We start from the raw sequence: 17,385 nt of genomic DNA on the forward strand, positions 1-17,385 counted from the left end.
CGCATGGGCGACAAGCTGCTAGACGCAATCGTGATCAACACCGGGCCAAACGCCTACCGGCGTCCCGACGGCATCGCTGTGCTCCCCCTCGGACTCCTCGCGCCGTGACTGGCCGACATCCGACTCTGCCGCTGGCGGGGAGTTTGATTCTCCCCGGGGGTGAGGGTGAGGGCCGTCCCGACGGGTAGCCCTCACCAAGTTTGAGGCTCGTCTCAGCGGCAAATGAGATCGCCCGCTGGGTTGATCGTGTCGTCGAAGCCGACTTCGCAGTCCAACATGTCCGCGGCGTCCTGAACCTCCTCGGGAACCGTGTCGACCACTGAGCGCTCGTAGGTGACCCTGCGCTCATTCTGCACACCTTGGAAGCCGACCAGCTGCCCAGCTTCAGGGTCGATCATCAGCATCTCAGTGACCTCACCGCCTTCAAGGGTGAACAGAGCGACCTCGCGGCCATCGACGACCATTTCGTCGGCAACCGAAATGCCTGGCACGTCCTTGAGTACCTCGAACATGGCGGAGCGGAGGTCGGCTGGGGGGGCTCCGTAGGTCAGCGCGTAGTCAATCAGGACGAACACGCCGGCGTCGGTGGAGGGCGCCCCTATCCCCTCCGCGTCTGCGTAAAGCCGCGAGCGCAGTTGCTCTGGGTCGCGCGGGAGCGAAGCGAGGAACGCGGGGCTCGGCCAACGCCAGCTGTCGACCATGGCGTTGGGGCTCTTGGTCAGGGTCCAGATCCGGTCCTCGCCCAGTGGTGGGCAGCCAGGTGTGGTGTCGTAGCTCTCGACGTACCAGCTGGGTCGGTTCCCATCCACCGCGAGGTAGTGCGTTTCGGTGAAGCTTTCACCGCACACCTCTCCGGTGCCGTAGTCGGCAGTCGCGGTCATCTTCCAGTATTGGTCCGCCGTCGCCGGCGGGTCGACGGCGTTGATGGCAGCTTCGGTCAGAATCTGATCGGCGCGGGCTGTGGCGCCTGTTCCGACCAGGTTGCTCACGCCGAAGGCGGTCACCATCACCACGGCCGCGGCCACCGCGCCGATCCGCCACCCCGCGTGACGTTTGGCCGGCGTCGTGGGCGCGATCGCCGTGACCAGGATGTGGCGGCGTTCGTCGTCGCTGTAGTCAGGGACGCCGGCAGCAGGGTCAGCGGCCCTCAGCAGGGTGTCAATGTCGGTCATGTCGGTTCTCCTTGAAGGTGGGGGGTGACGACGGCGAGTGTGAGAGCTGGATCGGAGTCATTGAGCAGCTGTTGGGCGCGCTGCCTGGCACGCTTGAGTCGAGTACGAGCGGCTGTATCGCTGAGGTCGAGGACCACTGCTATCTCTTGTGGAGTCAGCCCCTCCCAGGCCGTCAGCCGGAGGATTTCGGCATCTGTGGAGGAGAGTTGGCTGAGCACGCTTTCGGCTAGGACTCGGCTGGAGGCGTCGGCTCCGGCCTTGGGCGTGTCTGCCAGCGCCCCGGCGATCGCGTCTCGGAGATTGAGGCGCCGTGCCAGTCCCCGGCGTTCGTGGGAAACCACGTGATGGGCAGTGCGTAGCAGCCAGGGAAGAGCAGGCTCGGGGACATTGGGGCGACGCTTCCAAGCGATGCCGAACACCTCTGAGACCACATCGTCAGCCGCATCCGGGCCCACGCGTCGGATCGCAAAGGCCCTGACTCGTTTCGAGTAGAGGTTGAATAGGCTCTCAAGCCATTCCTGATCTCGCGGCGGGGGAAGCTCTCTCATGCTCAGTAGTTCCCGCTCCTCGCCGCATCGTGACAGCCCATTCTGCCGACTGTCCGATTCTGCCGGACAGGGGACACCGCTGTGCTTCCGGCTGCTCACCCGCTGAACGGGGGGCAAATGCCACAAAGACAGGCCACCGGAGGCGCCGCCCAACCGCTGCTCTTCGCCGATCTGCGATTCCCATACGGCCAACGGCGGCGCCAGACATTCGCTCTCATGCCGCTAGCCGTGCCCGATGCTCACGAGGTCGCACCGCCCTAGTGTGTTGCCATGGACACCATCCCACTGACCAGCCTGCTGCCACCCGGCTTCGATTCGGAGCAGTACAAGGTCCACTTCGCCGTCTGGAACCAGATGACGCATCCGATTGATGTTCTGGCGGCTGATCAGGAGGAGTGGCAAGGATGGAACTCGTGGCGGAGTGTCAACAACGACTTCAATCGCGAGTTCATTTTCTCGGTGGCCCAGGACAAGCACGACGCGACACTTTGGCTTTTCGGGGGAATCTGGGAGGTGCTTGAGCGCCGGCCTGAACAGCACGCGCATTCGTACACGGTGGCATTACGCGAGGACCTGATGGGCCCGTTCATCCGCCGCCTGTGGATCCGCCACAAGCGGTCCGGTCGCAACATTCGACTCAGGATGGAGTCCGTTCTTCCTACGATGACGGTCTCGTCGATCCTCGAAGAGCCATTCACCGGACACCCGTTCCCGGGGCATGATCAAATCAATCACAGCTTGGCGGACCTCCAAGTTGTCGTCAGGCAGGCGCGGGCTGACTGGCGGATCGCGCTGGAGAGCATGAAAGGCGTATATGTCATTCACGATAAAGAGACTGGTCATCGGTATGTTGGCTCCGCATATGGCGACACGGGCATCTGGCAGCGTTGGTCGCATTACGCGACTACTCTGCACGGCGGGAACGTTGGCCTTGAGGCGCTCCTCGCCGAGAAGGGCGAGGAATGCTACCGGACCAGCATGCGCTTTGCGCTGCTCGAGTATTGGTCGATGCGTACCGACGACGGGCACGTACTGCAGCGCGAGTCATACTGGAAAGACGTGCTTCACGCGCGCTCGTTGGGGCACAACAAGAACTAACAGATCGCGGTGAGTCTCAGCGTGGGAACCGAGTACGGGCGCCCTTCGAGTTTCATGTCGACGACCAAGGTACGGCTCCATGGAACGCCGGTCGGAGGGCACTCGCCCAAGTCATGCGTAGGCGGAACACGCTCATCTGCTGCTGCGAGCAACCGGGTCAGTCGATGGCTCGTGCGTCCAAGAGTCGCTTAACAGCGTGCAGGTCCTGGTCTCGCTTCCGCTGTAGACGCCCACGCGAATCAGACGCGAGGTCTTGCGGCGTGATGATCACCAGACGGAGCCCGTTCTGAGGGATCAGCTCTTCGCGTCGGGCATCGTATAGGGCTCGCTGGAGTCCTCGATGTACTCCGCTGACGGTGAGGCGCTCAGGCTTGTCGAAGTGCCGCACCGGGCGAAAGTGCTGCATTTCTCGGTACTCCACGACCAGGTTCGCTTTCGGCCAGTACCCGTCGACCGGCAACCGGACCTGCCGACCGGTCTCGCTGGCATCCCCTCGCAGCCAGTCGAACTTATGCTGACGTAGCCCTACCTCGTTCAACACAGAGTCACAAAGGGCCAAGACGTAGGCCTCGTCGCTGTTCTCGCGTCCCATGAGTTCGACCGTAGCTCAACGAGGAACATTCGGTCATGCCGCGGGCTCCCGCCGGGCCAGCAGCTGGTGGCCGAATTACATGGGGGTAACTTATCGACAGCTGGGGACAACCTTGTGGATAAGTCTGTGTAGAGGATGTGGACGACCGCTCGAATCAGTGGATAGTCGGGCCCGGCGAGACTGCATCCGCTGGCAACAAAGGTCCGTTGGAGGTGACCGCATCCAGGCGACTCTTGTTTTCGAGTCGCTCTAATGGTCTCCGCGGTGAACCGGTAGGCCTTCTCGCGCGATAGCAGCGGGGCCGGGCCGGTGCACCAAAGTTGCCCACTACAGGTTCCGTCCCATGCAGCATCCCAGTTCGGGTACGGGGCATGATTACCCCATGAAGCGCATCGGGTTCCTCTCCTTCGGCCACTGGACACCGCACCCGCAGTCAGCCGCGCAGTCGGCCTCCGACGTGCTGCTCCAGTCCATCGACCTCGCTGTCGCCGTCGAGGAACTGGGCGCCGACGGCGCCTACTTCCGGGTGCATCACTTCGCCAGGCAGCTGTCCTCGCCGTTCCCCATGCTCGCCGCGATCGGCGCGAAGACCAGCCGCATCGAGATCGGCACCGGCGTCATCGACATGCGCTACGAGAACCCCCTCTACATGGCGGAAGATGCGGGGGCCGCAGACCTCATCTCAGGCGGCAGGCTCCAGCTCGGCATCAGCCGCGGATCGCCGGAGCAGGTGCTCGACGGCTACCGCCTCTTCGACCACATCCCCCGCGAGGGTGAAACCGACGCCGACATGGCCCGCCGGCACACCACGCGCCTCCTGGAGGTCCTCTCCGGCGAGGGATTCGCCGAGCCCAACCCGCGCCCCATGTTCGCCAACCCGCCGGGGCTGCTGCGGATCGAGCCGCACTCGGAAGGGCTCCGCGAGCGCATCTGGTGGGGCGCCGGCTCCCGCGCCACCGCCGAGTGGGCGGCGGAACTCGGCATGAACCTGATGAGCTCGACGCTGGTCACCGAAGCCACCGGCCAACCGTTCGACGAACTCCAGGCCGAGCAGATCCAGGTCTTCCGCGACGCGTGGGCAGCAGCCGGCCACGAGCGCGAGGGGCGCGTTTCGGTCAGCCGCAGCATCTTCCCGCTGGTCACCCAGGAGGACCAGAACTACTTCGCGCTCGAACGGCGCAGCCGAGACCAGATCGGGATGATCGACGGTGGCCGCGCCACCTTCGGCAAAACCTACGCGGCCGAACCCGAGGTGCTGGTGGAGCAGTTGGCGCAGGACGCCGCGATCGCCGCGGCCGACACCGTCCTGCTGGCGGTGCCGAACCAGTTGGGCGTTGACTACTGCGCCCACGTCGTCGGGTCGGTGCTGGACGTGGCCCGAGAGCTGGGCTGGCGCTGAGCATGGGCACGTTCACTTCGCGGACACCTCGGGTCAGTAGGGTGACCCCGCCCACCTGACTGAGGAGACCCACCGGATGCTGTTGCGCAGCGAGCTCGCCCCACCGCCCCGAACCCTCGTCGAGATCTTCCGCGAGACGGTGGCGCTGTACCCGGACGAGCCCGCGCTGGACAACGGCGCCGCGTCGCTGACCTATGCCGAGTTCGACGAGGCCGCCAATGCCGTGGCCGACGACCTCGCCGCCCGGGGCGTCGGCATCGGCGACAAAGTGGGTGTGCGCATCGCCTCCGGCACGCTCGATCTGTACATCGCCATCATGGGCATCCTCGTCGCCGGCGCGGCCTACGTGCCGGTCGACGCCGACGACCCGGACGAGCGGGCCCGCACCGTCTTCGACGAGGCGCACGTGGCCGCCGTCCTCAGCGACGGCCTGGTCGTGCGACCCGCCGCCTGGCTGGCCACCCGCGCAGAAGCCCCATCAGCAGGCGACCCCGGCCTCACCGACGACGCCTGGGTGATCTTCACCTCAGGCTCCACCGGCAAGCCCAAGGGTGTCGCGGTCACCCACCGGAGCGCCGCCGGTTTCGTCGACGCCGAATCCAGGCTGTTCCTCGTCGACGACCCCATCAACGCCGGCGACCGCGTCATGGCCGGACTCTCCGTCGCCTTCGACGCCTCGTGCGAGGAGATGTGGCTGGCCTGGCGCTACGGCGCCTGCCTCGTGCCCGCGCCGCGGTCGCTCGTCAAGAGCGGCATGGACCTCGGGCCGTGGCTCGAGGCCAACCGGCTCACCGTCGTCTCCACCGTGCCGACGCTGCTGTTGCTCTGGCCCGCGGAGGCGCTCGCCGGGGTCCGCCTGCTCATCCTCGGCGGCGAAGCCTGCCCTCCGGAGATCGGGCTGCGCTTCGCCACCCCCACCCGCGAGGTGTGGAACACCTACGGTCCCACCGAGGCGACAGTGGTGGCGTGCGCCGCACAAGTCCTCCCCAACGAGCCGGTCCGCATCGGCCTCCCCCTCGACGGTTGGGATCTGGCCGTCGTCGACCCCGACGGGCACCAGGTGGAGGAGGGGGAGCTGGGCGAGCTCATCATCGGCGGCATCGGCCTGGCCCGCTACCTCGACCCGGCCAAGGACGCGGAGAAGTATGCGCCCATGCCCACGCTCGGCTGGGACCGCGCCTACCGCAGCGGCGACCTCGTCCGATTCGACCCCGCAGGCCTCCTCTTCCAGGGCCGGGCCGACGACCAGGTGAAGGTCGGCGGCCGCCGCATCGAGCTGGGCGAGATCGACTCGGCCCTCCTGGACCTGCCGGATGTCACGGCTGCGGCCTCGGCGGTCCGCAAGACGGAATCGGGCAACACGCTGCTCGTCGGCTACGTCACGGTCACCCCCGCCTTCACGCTCAGCGACGCGATGGAACAGCTACGCGCCGGCCTGCCCGCCGCCATGGTGCCGCGGCTCGCCGTCGTCGACGACCTGCCGACGCGGACCTCGGGCAAGATCGACCGCGACGCGCTCCCGTGGCCCCTGCCCAGCTCGCCCGACGACCAACTCGCCCTCGCCGGCACCCAGGCCTGGCTGCGCGACCTCTGGCAGGACGTGCTCGGGGCGGCTGTCGCCTCCGTCGACGACGACTTCTTCACCTTGGGCGGTGGCAGCCTCACCGCGGCCCAGATGGTGGCCCGGGTCCGCGAGCGGCAGCCCGAGGTGACGGTGGCCGACATCTACGACCACCCCACGCTGGCCGGCCTCGCCGCCTACCTCGACGCGATGGAGGCCCCGCGCTCCCGGCTCAACGCCAACGTGCGCCCCGTCCCGCGCAAGACACAGATTGGGCAGATCATCGCGCTGCTGCCGCTGCGGACGTTCGCCGGGCTGCGCTGGCTGACCTATGTCGCTCTGGGGGCCAACATCGGCGCGCTCCTCTGGCTGGGCTGGGTGCCCACCGCCCCGTGGCTTCTGGTGGTGCTCGGCTGGCTGCTGTTCATCTTCGCGCCGGGGCGGATGCTGCTGGCCGCGGGAGCGGTGCGGGTGGTGCTCGCCGGCATCGGCCCGGGTGCCTACCCCCGCGGCGGCAAGACCCACCTGCGCCTGTGGCTCGCGGAGCGCATCGCGGACGAGTTGGGCGCCGCCAGCGTGGCCGGAGCGCCGCTGATGAAGTGGTACGCCCGCCTGCTGGGCGCCGACATCGGCCGCGACGTGGACCTGCACACCGTCCCGCCCGTCACCGGCATGCTCACGCTCGGCAACGGCTGCTCGTTGGAGCCGGAAGTGGACCTCACCGGCCACTGGCTGGACGGCGACACCCTCCACCTCGGCCCCGTCGTCGTCGAGGCCAGGGCCGTGGTGCGCGCCCGCAGCACCCTGGTGGCGGGCGCCGTCGTCGGCCGAGGCGCGGAGGTCGCGCCCGGCTCCACCGTCACCGGGCACGTCCCCGACGGCGAGTTCTGGTCCGGCGCGCCGGCACAGCACGTCGGCGCCAACCGAGGCCCCTGGGACGAGAAGCTGCCCTCGCGCAGACCTGCATGGCAGGCGGCGTACGCGGCCATGAGCCACGTCATCTCCCTCATCCCCGTGCTCGGTGTGCTCGTCGGGTTGGCCGTGGTGTGGCCCGCGCTGTCGGGCGCCCAATCCCTGGCCCAGGCGCTGGGCCGGGCGCTCGCCTGGCTGCCGCTGTCCGTGACCGCCGGCCTCGCCGTGGTGGCGCTGGTCATCCTGGGCCTCGTGCGCCTCCTCGGTCGCGGCCAGCGCCCCGGCCACTTCCCCACCGAGAGCGGGCCGGCCTGGCGCGCCTGGGCCATCTTCCGCATCCTCGACGAAGCCCGCACCTGGCTGTTCGGTCTCTACGCCTCCACCTGGACCCCTGCCTGGCTGCGCGCGCTCGGCGCGAAGATCGGGCCGGGCGTCGAGGCGTCCACCGTGCTGCTGCAGCCCAGGCTGACCACCGTCGCCGAGGGCGCCTTCCTCGCCGACGACACCCTGCTCGGCTGCTACGAGCTGGGCGGCGGCTGGCTCCGCATCGACAACGTGAAGATCGGCCGCCGGGCCTTCCTCGGCAACTCCGGCATGGCCGCGCCGGGCCGCCGGGTACCCAAGGGGTCGCTGGTGGCCGTGTTGTCCGCCGCGCCACGGCGACAACTGGCCAAGCGCGGCACCTCCTACATCGGCAGCCCACCGTCGAAGCTGCGCCGCGACACCGGCGCCGGTGACGAGAGCCGCACCTTCGAGCCGCCCACCGCGGTGAAGGTTCAGCGCGCGTTGGTGGAGCTGTGCCGGCTCACAGCCTCCTGGTTCGACGCCGGGTTGAGGCTCCTTGCCGTTGCCGCCCTGCTCACGTTGGCGTCGACGCACTGGCTGCTGGCCGTTGCCCTGTCGGGTGTCGTGCTGGCGGCCACCGGTGTCGTCGGTGTGGCCATCGCCACCGGTGTGAAGTGGGCGCTCGTCGGCAAGGTCACCAAGGCCGAGTACCCACTGTGGAGCTCGTTCGTGTGGCGCAATGAACTCGCCGACGCCTTCGTCGAGCAGATCGCCGCCCCGTGGTTCGCGCGCGTGGTCACGGGTACCCCGCTGCTCGGTCTGTGGTTCCGGGCCATGGGCGCCCGGATCGGGTCCGGTGTCTGGTGCGAGACCTACTGGCTGCCGGAGCCGGATCTCATCGAGCTCCGCGACGGGGTCAGCGTCAACCGTGGCTGCGTGGTGCAGACCCACCTGTTCCACGACCGGGTGCTGAGCCTGGATCTCGTCACGATGCGGGCCGGATCCACCCTGGGGCCCAACGGGGTGATCCTGCCGGCGGCCGTGATCGGGCGGTTCGCGACGATCGGGCCCGGCTCCCTGGTGATGCGCGGCGAGTCCGTCCCCGACGGCACGCGGTGGATCGGCAACCCGATCGCGCCGTGGATCGAGGACGAGGACGTGCCGGTCGCCGCGTCGAGCGTGACAGGATAGGCCCCGATGAAACCCGCCGATTACGCATTCGGGCACGGGGATGAGCGTTTCGACGTCACCCACTACAGCCTGGACCTCGCCTGCAACGTGACCACCAACCGCCTCACGGCGAAGGCCGAACTGACGTGTGTGGCGCTGGCCGACCTCACGGACGTGCAGCTCGATCTCCACTCGCTCAAGGCCGACAAGGTGCTGGTCGACGGTGCCGCCCCGGCCAAGGTGACGCACAAGGGCGCGCGGCTGACGGTGAAGCTGGCCAAGCCCGTGAAGGCGGGGCGCCCGTTCGCCGTCTCGGTGAAGTACTCGGGCAAACCCAAGCCGGTGCCCGGCCTGTTCGGCGGCGCGGGCTGGGAGGAGCTGACCGACGGCATCCTGGTGTCGTCGCAGCCGTACGGGGCGCCGTCGTGGTTCCCGTGCAACGACCGGCCGACGAACAAGGCCAGCTACCGGGTGGCCGTGAAGTACGCCGGGTCGTACTGGGCCTCCTGTAACGGCACCGTGGTCGAGCACGTCGCGCGCGGCGGTCAGCACCAGTGGGTCTTCGACCAGCCGGAGCCGATGCCCACCTACCTCGCGGCGCTGCACATCGGCGTTGGGGTGTCGCGGCCCGTCGCGTCCGGGGCGAGCGTGCCCGTGGAGATCGTGCATCCGCCCCTCGTCAACGTGGGCGTGGGCAGCGCCTTCGAGCGGCAGGGCGAGATGGTCACGGTGTTCGAGGAGATGTTCTGTCCCTATCCGTTCGGCGGGTACCGGGCCGTGGTCACCGAGGACGCGCTCGAGATCCCCCTCGAGGCGCAGGGCATGAGCATCTTCGGCGCCAATCACGCGGCTGCCGGCTGGGCCAATGAGCGGCTCGTCGCCCACGAGTTGGCGCACCAGTGGTTCGGCAACAGCGTCACCGTCGGCAACTGGAGCGACATCTGGCTGCACGAGGGTTTCGCCTGCTACGCCGAATGGCTGTGGTCCGAGGCTTCCGGCGGGCGGCACGCGGCGTCGCACGCCCAGGAGCACTGGCGGCGGTTGGCGGCCCTGGCGGTGCCCGGCCCGCTCGTGGACCCGGGGCCGGCGCGCATGTTCGACGACTGGATCTACAAGCGCGGCGCCCTCACCCTGCACGCCCTCCGGGCAGAGATGGGGGAGGAGCGGTTCTTCACCGTGTTGAGGCAGTGGAACGTGCGACACCGGTTCGGCGTGGTGTCGACGGACGATTTCATCGCCCTGGCGGAAGAGGTGGCCCAGCAGAAGCTGACCGCGCTCTTCGACGCCTGGCTGTTCAGCAAGAAGTTGCCGGCCCCGCAATGACGGCCAGCGCCGCCTGGTAGCCCTCGACCGGCAGGTCGGTCAGGGTCACGGGCGGCCGTCCAGGGGCGACGGCGGCCCCACCCAGATCCTGGACGGATGACGGCTCCACGTGGAGCCCGCAGCCCCAGGCCTTGAGCGCGGCTTCCTTCCGCACCCAGGCAGCCGTGCGGGCCGCGGCATCCGGGTAGGGGGCTTCGATGCGGTGGCGCAGCACGCGGTCCAACGCCGGGTCCGCGGCGGCCTCAGCTGCCTCGATGTCCACCCCGAGCGCAGCGGCGCGGCCGAAGGCGACGAGTACCACACCGTCGGCCCTGGAGAGGCTGACGGCGAGCGGAAGGGTGTCGCCGTGAAGGGTCAGCGTGGGAACGCCGTGGGCAGTACTCCCGCAATGATGGCACCGGTGGCTCACGCGGAGATCGGCCGGATCGAGGCGACGGGCCTCCGCCACCGCCTTGATGAGCAGGTCGTGGGCATCGCCAGCCCCGTGAGCGACCCGGATGGTGGTCTCGCCGACGGTCAGGGACATGCGCGCAGCCTACGGGAGCCGATTCATCACTGGCTGCATGGAAACCGTGGGCCTGTGGCGTATAGATGGACATGGAGGCAGTGATGACCCGGTTCGAGTCCGCGACGGCGGGATTCGATCAGTACGTCGAGCAACGTGCTGGCGAGCTCTACTGGTCTGCCTGGCTGCTGACCGGTGACCACCAGCACGCCGAGGACCTCGTGCAGACCGCGCTGTCGAAGACCTACCAGCGCTATGCCACCTTCGATAGCAACCGCCACTTCGAGAGCTACGTCCGCACCACCATGTATCGCACGTTCGTGTCATGGTGGCGACGGCGGAGTTGGCGGTCCGAACTGCCCACCGAGGAGGCTCCGGAACGGGGTGCGCCCGACGAGATCGCCGACCCGGATCTGCATCGCGCCCTGGCGAACCTCCCGCGCCTCCAACGAACGGTGCTCGTGCTGCGCTACTTCGACGACCTGCCCATCCGCCAGGTGGCCGAAGTGCTGCGTCTCCCCGAGGGCACCGTCGCCTCCCACGCCTCGCGCGGCCTCTCCGCCCTGCGCCGGTCGCCGCACCTGAAGGACTGAGACATGAACGAGAACGAACTCTCCGACGCGATGCGCCGCTCGCTACCGCCCCGCCCCAACGCGAAGGGCTGGGCCGACGGCGCCCGCCGCAAGGCGCGCACCCGCCGCGTCACCGTCGCAGCCGCGGCTGTGGTGGCCGTGACGGCTCTCGCCGTCCCGCTGGTGACGCAGCTGTCGGGCGACCCCCGCGACATCGTCGCCTCGCCGGCCCCCACCACCGCGCCGCCCGAGCCCGCCGCGGCATGGATCCCGGAGGCCTGTCGCCTGACCGGCGCCGAACCGCTCGTCGACGGCGACCTCCCGGCCGACGCGGCCCGCCTCTGGCTGTGCGGCGCCCCCGCCAGCGACAGCTACCCGGTCGCCTTCGTCGGCGCCAGTGAACCCCTCGAGGGGGAGCGCGTGGCCGAGGCGCTGGACAGCTTCAACGCCCTGGCGCGCTCCGAGGGCGTCCTCGACTGCATGGGTGGCTTCCATGTGCCGTTCACCGCGGTGGCCGAGTATCCCGACGGCACCCTCAGGGGAGTCCGTATGGGTGGCTGCGGCGAACTGGTGGACGCCGTCGACTACACGGGCGGGTTCCGCGAGGGTGGCGACGCGTACCTCGCTACGCTCGAGAAGCTCTGGGCGGCCCAGCGCGACGACAAGGCCACGGCGTGGAACGGCATCGACGTCTCATGCACCGGGACAAGCCAGTCGCTGTGGTCCGAAGTGGACCCGGCACGCCTGACCCGCGCGTTGGCCTGCGTCGACGGGAAACCCGTGGAACTCCCCGCGGACCTCACCGACGACATGCTCGCCTCCGTCGCGACTGACTTCACCTCCGACGGTCGGCAGCCGCTGATCTTCGGGGCCCCGGAGTTCGTGCTGCTGACCGCCGCCGGCGACCCCGTCGCCCTGCTCCGGTGGGGCGACGGGTTGGCGTGGCACCACGACTCCGCCTACCGCACCTGGACCATGCCGGAAACCCTGCGCCAGCGCATCGACGACTTCCTCGCCCAGCTGCCGGCGCCAACCGCCCAGCCCACCGTCGACCCCACCTCCGCGCCCCTCCCCGAGGAGCCCCTGGAGGGTCTGATGCCGCAGGTGTGCGCCGACGTCGTGGGCGGCGTCCTGTCGCCCGACACGCTCGCACCCACCGACATCCTGCCCGACGGCGTGCAGCGGGCCTGGTTCTGCGGCGACCCCCGGGGCTTCGGCGGCGTTGGCCCCGTCGAGCCGCTGACGACGCAGCCCGACCGGATCGTTGAGGCGATCAACGGGCTGCCGGTCTCGACCGCCGACGCCTGCACAGAGGTGGGCGGCCCCACCTACCACGTGGTGCTCGACTACGCCGACGGCGAGCGTCGCGTCATCGCCATGGAGACCGTCAACTGCCAGTTCGTGGCGGGCACCCGCGAGGGCGGGGGCCAACTGGTCGACGACGTCCTGGCCCTGTGGCAGGCGCAGCGCGAGGCCACCCCGCAGCCCTTCACCGACGAGGTGGCCCTCTGCTCGCCCTACGACGGGAACGGCTACGCGCCGCGGCTGGATTCGGTGCTGCCCGTGCAGCGGGCCGAGCTGACCAGGGGCGTGGCGTGCGGCCTCCCCAAGGGCACAGGGGGCTTCGACGTGGCGCCCCGCGAGGTGGCGTTGCCGCCCGAGCTGGTGTTGGCCATGGGGCAGAGCCGGCTGGACCCCATCGACCCGCTCCAGCCCCAGCACGCGGGCTGGCCCACGGGGCTCCCGGTGCTCATCATGCTGAACCAGTTCGGTGACCCGCTCAGCGGCAACGTCGGGCCGAACGCCGCCGCGGTGACGTTCATCAACGAGGTCACGGACGAGCAGGGCGTCTGGACGCCGACCGAGGCGGAGCGCGCCCAGCTCCTCGAGGTTCTCTCCACCATGCGCACTGAGGGCTGACCCGCGTCGCCCGCCTGCTAACCCCCCAGCAGGCGGGCGACACCGGCCGCGACGGCGCCGACGACCACCACCACCAGGTACGGGGCCTTCAGCCGCAGTGCGACGGCGGCCGCCAGCAGGGCCACGACCCGCGCGTCGAGCCGCACCTCCTGGCCCGTGACGAACGTATTCGCGGCCACCAGGCTGGCCAACAGCCCGACCGTGACGCCGTGGCTGAGCGGCAGCACCCACGGGTTCTCCAACCACCGCTCGGGCACGAGGTAGCCCACGAACTTCGTGCCGAACGCGATGAGGCAGGCCACCAGAATCCAGATCCACAAGCTCATTGCGCGTTGACCCTCCTGGTCTGCAGCACCGTCACCACGATGGCCACCACTGCGGCGAGGATGATCGGAATACCCCCGGGAACCACGGGTGCCACCAGGACGGTCACCACGGCGGCCAGCACCGCGATCACGATGGGGTCGCGGCCCTTCAGCCGGGGCCACAACAGCCCCAGGAACGCGGCGACGGCGGCGCCGTCCAGCCCCCACACTTTGGGGTCGCCCAACGCGTTACCTGCCAGCGCGCCCACGAGCGTGAAGAGGTTCCACAGCACGAACACCCCGAGGCCCGCGGCCCAGAAGCCGCGCCGCTCCTCGTCGCCGTCCTCGGTGCCGGACGCCACCGCGATGGACTCGTCGATGGTCACCTGGGCCGCGGCAAGCTTCCGCCAGCCGTGGGGCCGCAGCATGGCGTTGGCCGTCACGCCGTAGACCGCGTTGCGCACCCCCACCAGCGACGCCGCAGTGGTGGCCGCGCCGAGTGAGCCGCCGCCGCCCAGCACCCCGATGAAGGCGAACTGGGAGCCACCGGTGAACATCAGCAGGCTCAGCGCGCAGGCCTGCCACACCGACAGGCCGGCCACCACCGCCAGGGCGCCGAAGGAGATGCCGTACAGCCCGGTGGCCAGCCCAACGGACAGCCCGCGCTTCTGCGCGGGAGTCAGTGCCTTCACTCGTATTGCTCGCTCAGCTCGACGACGGGCAGGCGCATGGTGAAGCGCGCGCCGCCGTCGGGATCGTTGCTGGCCTTCACCGTGCCGCCGTGGGCCTCAACGGTGTGGGCCACGATGGACAGGCCCAGGCCGGTGCCGGGAGTGTTGCGCGCCTTGTCCGAGCGGTAGAACCGGTCGAAGATGTTGGGCAGGTCCTCTTCCTCGATGCCCGGCCCCTGGTCGATGATCGTCAGCGTGCCGTCCATCAGGAACACCCGGATGGTGGCCTCCGACGGGGAGAACTTCACGGCGTTGTCGAGCAGGTTCGTGATGGCGCGCTCCAGGGTGGAGGCGTCGCCCATCACGGGGGTGGATTCGAGCGCGACGTCGAAGTGCAGGTTGGGGCCCCGTCGCGCCGCCCGCGCGAGCGCGGATTCCGTGACCTCTGCCATGTCCAGCAGCTCGTGGTGTCGCTGCAGGTGGTCGTCGCGGGTGAGCGCGACGAGGTCGCCGACGAGGGCGGAGAACTCGCCCAGCTGGGCGGCCACGTCGCCGAGCACCTCGGAGCGGGCGCCCTCTGGCAACATGCCGGTGTTGTCGTCGGCCAGGAGTAGCTCGACGTTGGTGCGCATCGACGTGAGCGGGGTGCGCAGCTCGTGCCCGGCGTCGGCGATCAGCTGGCGCTGCTGCTCCCGTGACTGCTGGAGCGAACGCAGCATGGTGTTGAAGGAGATGGTGAGTTCGCCCAGGTCGTCGCGTCCGTAGATGCGGATGGGGTTGAGCTGATCGGTCTGGGTGACGGATTTCACCGCCCGCGAGAGCCGGCGAACCGGTGCCAACACAGCCCGGGCGGCCCACAGCGCGGCGGCGGTGGTGGTCAGGATGCCGAGCATGCCGGCGACGAACTGCACCACCCACAGCGAGCCGAGGGTGGCCTCGAGGGCCGTCAGCGGGCGCGCGTACATGACGGCGTAATACTCGCCCTCCACCCGCATCGGCACCGACACCATGCGGTAGGTCTGCCCCTCGAACTCGACGTTGCGCGCCGATGAGCCGGAGTTCAGGCGCGCGATCGCGATCTCTTCCGGGCCTGCGTACAGCGTCTCGCGCTGGCCCGACACCTGGCTGATGGTGCCCCTCGCGGAGACCACGCCCAGCAGGCCGCCGGAGGAACCGAGTGAATCGGGCGACAGGCCGCCCAGGGTCGCCACGTTGAGCGACACCGTGCTGGAGGCGTTCTGCGCCACCTGCACGAGTTCCTCGTCAAGCTGTTCCAGCAGGGACCACCGGGTGGTGACGAAGGAGGCGCCGCCCACGACGAGCACCGACGCGGCCACGCACACGGCGGTCAGCAGCGCCAGGCGCCACTGGAGCGACTGGCCGCTGACGAGACGACCGATCCCGCGTCGGAGACGGATCCACCAACTCCAGATCACGGGGGCGTTTCACGGAGGACGTAACCGATCCCGCGCACCGTGTGAATGAGGCGCGACCTGCCGCCGGCCTCAGTCTTACGGCGCAGGTAGCCGATATACACCTCGAGCGAGTTCGCCGTCGTTGGGAACTCGAAGCCCCAGACCTCGTTGAGCAGCGTGTTGCGCTCCATCACCCGGCGGGGGTTCTCCATGAACACCTGCAGCAGCGCGAACTCGGTGCGCGTCAGCGAGATGTTCTGTCCGTCGCGCGTCACCTCCCGGTGCTGCGTGTCGAGCGTGACGTCCTGGAACGTCAGGACCTTTGATTCAGCCTCGGTGACGGGCTTCGAGCGCCGGGTGAGCGCCCGGAGGCGGGCGAGGAGCTCGTCGAGCGCGAAGGGCTTGACCATGTAGTCGTCGGCGCCGGCGTCCAGGCCGTCGACGCGGTCGCCCACGGCGTCGCGCGCCGTCAGGATGAGGATGGGGATGTCGTTGCCGCCCTGTCGCAGCATGCGGGTGGTTTCCAGCCCGTCGAGCCGGGGCATCATGACATCCATGATGATCGCGTCTGGCTGCCAGTTCACGAGCCTCGCGAGGGCTTCGACGCCGTCAGCGGCCGTCTGCACCTCATCACCGGAGTAGGTCAGGGAACGTGCCAGGGAATCACGGACGGCCTGATCGTCGTCAACCACCAAGATCTGCATAGCCCCACCCTGTCATCTTCGCCGGACGAGATGTCATCCTACCTGCGTCTCTGATTCAACCACGCACCGGCGACGCGCGCCTGCCAGGTCGTCGTCTGGCCCGTTCAGCGATGGCGACATCGCCGGACGGCGTCCGCGCCGGGCATGGGCCGGGCATATTCTGTGGGCTTCCGAACTCAGCGAAAGGCGACACCATGAGCCTGCTCGGCCGCTCCTTCCTCAAGGAACTCGATTTCACCGCCGACGAGTGGCGCTCCCTCCTGGAGCTCTCCGGCGAGCTGAAGGCCGCCCGTCGTGAGCGCCGCGAGGAGCAACGCCTGGTGGGCAAGCAGGTCGCGCTGCTGTTCGAGAAGACCTCCACCCGCACGCGCTGCGCCTTCGAGGTGGCGATGGCGGACCAGGGCGGCACCACCACCTACCTCGATCCCTCCGGGTCCCAGATCGGCCACAAGGAGTCGGCCGCCGACACCGCCCGCGTCCTGGGCCGATGGTACGACGGCATCGAGTACCGGGGCTCCGGCCAGGCCGTCGTCGAGACCCTGGCGGAGCACGCCGGCGTGCCGGTCTACAACGGACTCACCGACGACTGGCACCCCACGCAGATGCTCGCCGACCAGCTCACCATGTTGGAGCACGCCGGAAGGCCACTCAACGAGATCTCGTTCGCCTTCCTCGGCGACGCGCGCAACAACGTCGGCAACTCGCTCCTGATCAGCGGCGCCCTCATGGGCATGGACGTGCGGATGATCGCCCCGACGCAGCAGCAGAACGACGACGGGGTGGTCGCCGAGGCGCGCCGCCTCGCGGAGGCCAGCGGGGGGCGCATCACGATCACCGACGACACGGACGCCGTCGAGGGCTGCGACTTCCTCTACACCGACGTGTGGGTCTCGCTCGGTGAACCCAAGGAGGTCTGGGCCGAGCGCATCGACCTGCTGCGCGGCTACCAGATCAACGCGGAGCTCATGGCCAAGGCCGGGCCCGGCGCGAAGTTCATGCACTGCCTCCCCGCGTTCCACGACCTCAACACGACGGTGGGGCAGGACCTCTTCAACCAGTTCGGCCTCACGGGTGTCGAGGTGACCGACGAGGTGTTCGAGTCGCCGGCCAGCGTCGTCTTCGACCAGGCCGAGAACCGCATGCACACCATCAAGGCGGTGCTGGTCGCCACGCTCGCGGGCTGACCGGCGCCACGGCACGGCAAAGGGCCGGGCTTCCACTGGGGAAGCCCGG

At 69.2% G+C, this 17,385-nt stretch carries 14 protein-coding genes; 7 read left to right on the forward strand and 7 right to left on the reverse strand.

Annotated elements, in window-relative coordinates:
* Nucleotides 1-212 precede the first annotated feature (212 nt).
* Nucleotides 213-1,172: a hypothetical protein gene (locus tag C3E87_RS10350; RefSeq protein WP_076062419.1), complete on the reverse strand. Its 960-nt coding sequence runs from the start codon at nucleotides 1,170-1,172 to the stop codon at nucleotides 213-215.
* Nucleotides 1,169-1,720 (reverse strand): RNA polymerase sigma factor, encoded by a 552-nt coding sequence (locus C3E87_RS10355; protein WP_076062422.1) that lies wholly within the window; start codon nucleotides 1,718-1,720, stop codon nucleotides 1,169-1,171. Before C3E87_RS10355 ends, C3E87_RS10350 begins: the two co-directional genes overlap by 4 nt.
* A gap of 270 nt (nucleotides 1,721-1,990) precedes the next feature.
* Between C3E87_RS10355 and C3E87_RS10360 the strand changes: the two genes are divergently transcribed.
* The 4 genes from C3E87_RS10360 (at nucleotide 1,991) to C3E87_RS10375 (ending at nucleotide 10,060) form a co-directional block, all read left to right on the forward strand.
* Nucleotides 1,991-2,818, forward strand: coding sequence for a GIY-YIG nuclease family protein (locus C3E87_RS10360; protein WP_076062425.1), 828 nt, complete (start codon nucleotides 1,991-1,993; stop codon nucleotides 2,816-2,818).
* A 974-nt stretch (nucleotides 2,819-3,792) separates the two neighbouring features.
* Nucleotides 3,793-4,809, forward strand: coding sequence for an LLM class flavin-dependent oxidoreductase (locus C3E87_RS10365; RefSeq protein ID WP_076062430.1), 1,017 nt, complete (start codon nucleotides 3,793-3,795; stop codon nucleotides 4,807-4,809).
* 76 nt (nucleotides 4,810-4,885) lie between these two features.
* Nucleotides 4,886-8,758, forward strand: a complete 3,873-nt coding sequence (locus C3E87_RS10370) for a Pls/PosA family non-ribosomal peptide synthetase (RefSeq protein ID WP_076062433.1) — start codon at nucleotides 4,886-4,888, stop codon at nucleotides 8,756-8,758.
* Nucleotides 8,759-8,764: 6 nt separating this feature from the next.
* Complete coding sequence (locus tag C3E87_RS10375) at nucleotides 8,765-10,060, forward strand: M1 family metallopeptidase (RefSeq protein ID WP_076062435.1); 1,296 nt, start codon at nucleotides 8,765-8,767, stop codon at nucleotides 10,058-10,060.
* On the opposite strand, the gene C3E87_RS10380 is transcribed toward C3E87_RS10375, so the two are convergent.
* Entirely contained in the window at nucleotides 10,032-10,586 is a 555-nt protein-coding gene (locus tag C3E87_RS10380) for a 4'-phosphopantetheinyl transferase superfamily protein (RefSeq protein ID WP_076062438.1), read from the reverse strand. The genes C3E87_RS10375 and C3E87_RS10380 overlap by 29 nt on opposite strands.
* 83 nt (nucleotides 10,587-10,669) lie before the next feature.
* On the opposite strand from C3E87_RS10380, the gene C3E87_RS10385 reads away from it, so the two are divergent.
* Nucleotides 10,670-11,158 carry a SigE family RNA polymerase sigma factor gene (locus C3E87_RS10385; protein WP_076062563.1) on the forward strand — a complete coding sequence of 163 codons (489 nt, stop codon included), beginning with the start codon at nucleotides 10,670-10,672 and terminating at the stop codon, nucleotides 11,156-11,158.
* Between the two features lie 3 nt (nucleotides 11,159-11,161).
* On the forward strand, nucleotides 11,162-13,057 hold the full coding sequence (locus tag C3E87_RS10390) for a hypothetical protein (protein ID WP_076062441.1): 1,896 nt from the start codon (nucleotides 11,162-11,164) through the stop codon (nucleotides 13,055-13,057).
* Between the two features lie 17 nt (nucleotides 13,058-13,074).
* Here the strand turns inward: C3E87_RS10390 and C3E87_RS10395 are convergent, their stop codons facing one another.
* Genes C3E87_RS10395 through C3E87_RS10410 form a run of 4 tightly spaced genes read right to left on the reverse strand, consistent with a single transcriptional unit; the run spans nucleotide 13,075 to nucleotide 16,152 of the window.
* Nucleotides 13,075-13,383 (reverse strand): AzlD domain-containing protein, encoded by a 309-nt coding sequence (locus C3E87_RS10395; protein WP_076062443.1) that lies wholly within the window; start codon nucleotides 13,381-13,383, stop codon nucleotides 13,075-13,077.
* Nucleotides 13,380-14,054, reverse strand: a complete 675-nt coding sequence (locus C3E87_RS10400; RefSeq protein ID WP_198928285.1) for an AzlC family ABC transporter permease — start codon at nucleotides 14,052-14,054, stop codon at nucleotides 13,380-13,382. The genes C3E87_RS10395 and C3E87_RS10400 overlap by 4 nt, the downstream gene beginning before the upstream one ends.
* The gene (locus C3E87_RS10405; protein WP_143570998.1) at nucleotides 14,051-15,433 is read right to left on the reverse strand and encodes a HAMP domain-containing sensor histidine kinase; all 1,383 of its coding nucleotides are present in this window, start codon (nucleotides 15,431-15,433) and stop codon (nucleotides 14,051-14,053) included. The genes C3E87_RS10400 and C3E87_RS10405 overlap by 4 nt, the downstream gene beginning before the upstream one ends.
* Before the next feature lie 32 nt (nucleotides 15,434-15,465).
* The gene (locus C3E87_RS10410) at nucleotides 15,466-16,152 is read right to left on the reverse strand and encodes a response regulator transcription factor (protein WP_076062449.1); all 687 of its coding nucleotides are present in this window, start codon (nucleotides 16,150-16,152) and stop codon (nucleotides 15,466-15,468) included.
* A gap of 194 nt (nucleotides 16,153-16,346) precedes the next feature.
* Here C3E87_RS10410 and argF point away from each other — a divergent pair, with 194 nt between their 5' ends.
* Nucleotides 16,347-17,336, forward strand: coding sequence for an ornithine carbamoyltransferase (argF, locus tag C3E87_RS10415; protein WP_076062451.1), 990 nt, complete (start codon nucleotides 16,347-16,349; stop codon nucleotides 17,334-17,336).
* The last annotated feature ends 49 nt before the right edge of the window (nucleotides 17,337-17,385 follow it).

The organism is Tessaracoccus sp. ZS01 (assembly GCF_022342445.1).
Taxonomy (GTDB): Bacteria; Actinomycetota; Actinomycetes; order Propionibacteriales; family Propionibacteriaceae; genus Arachnia.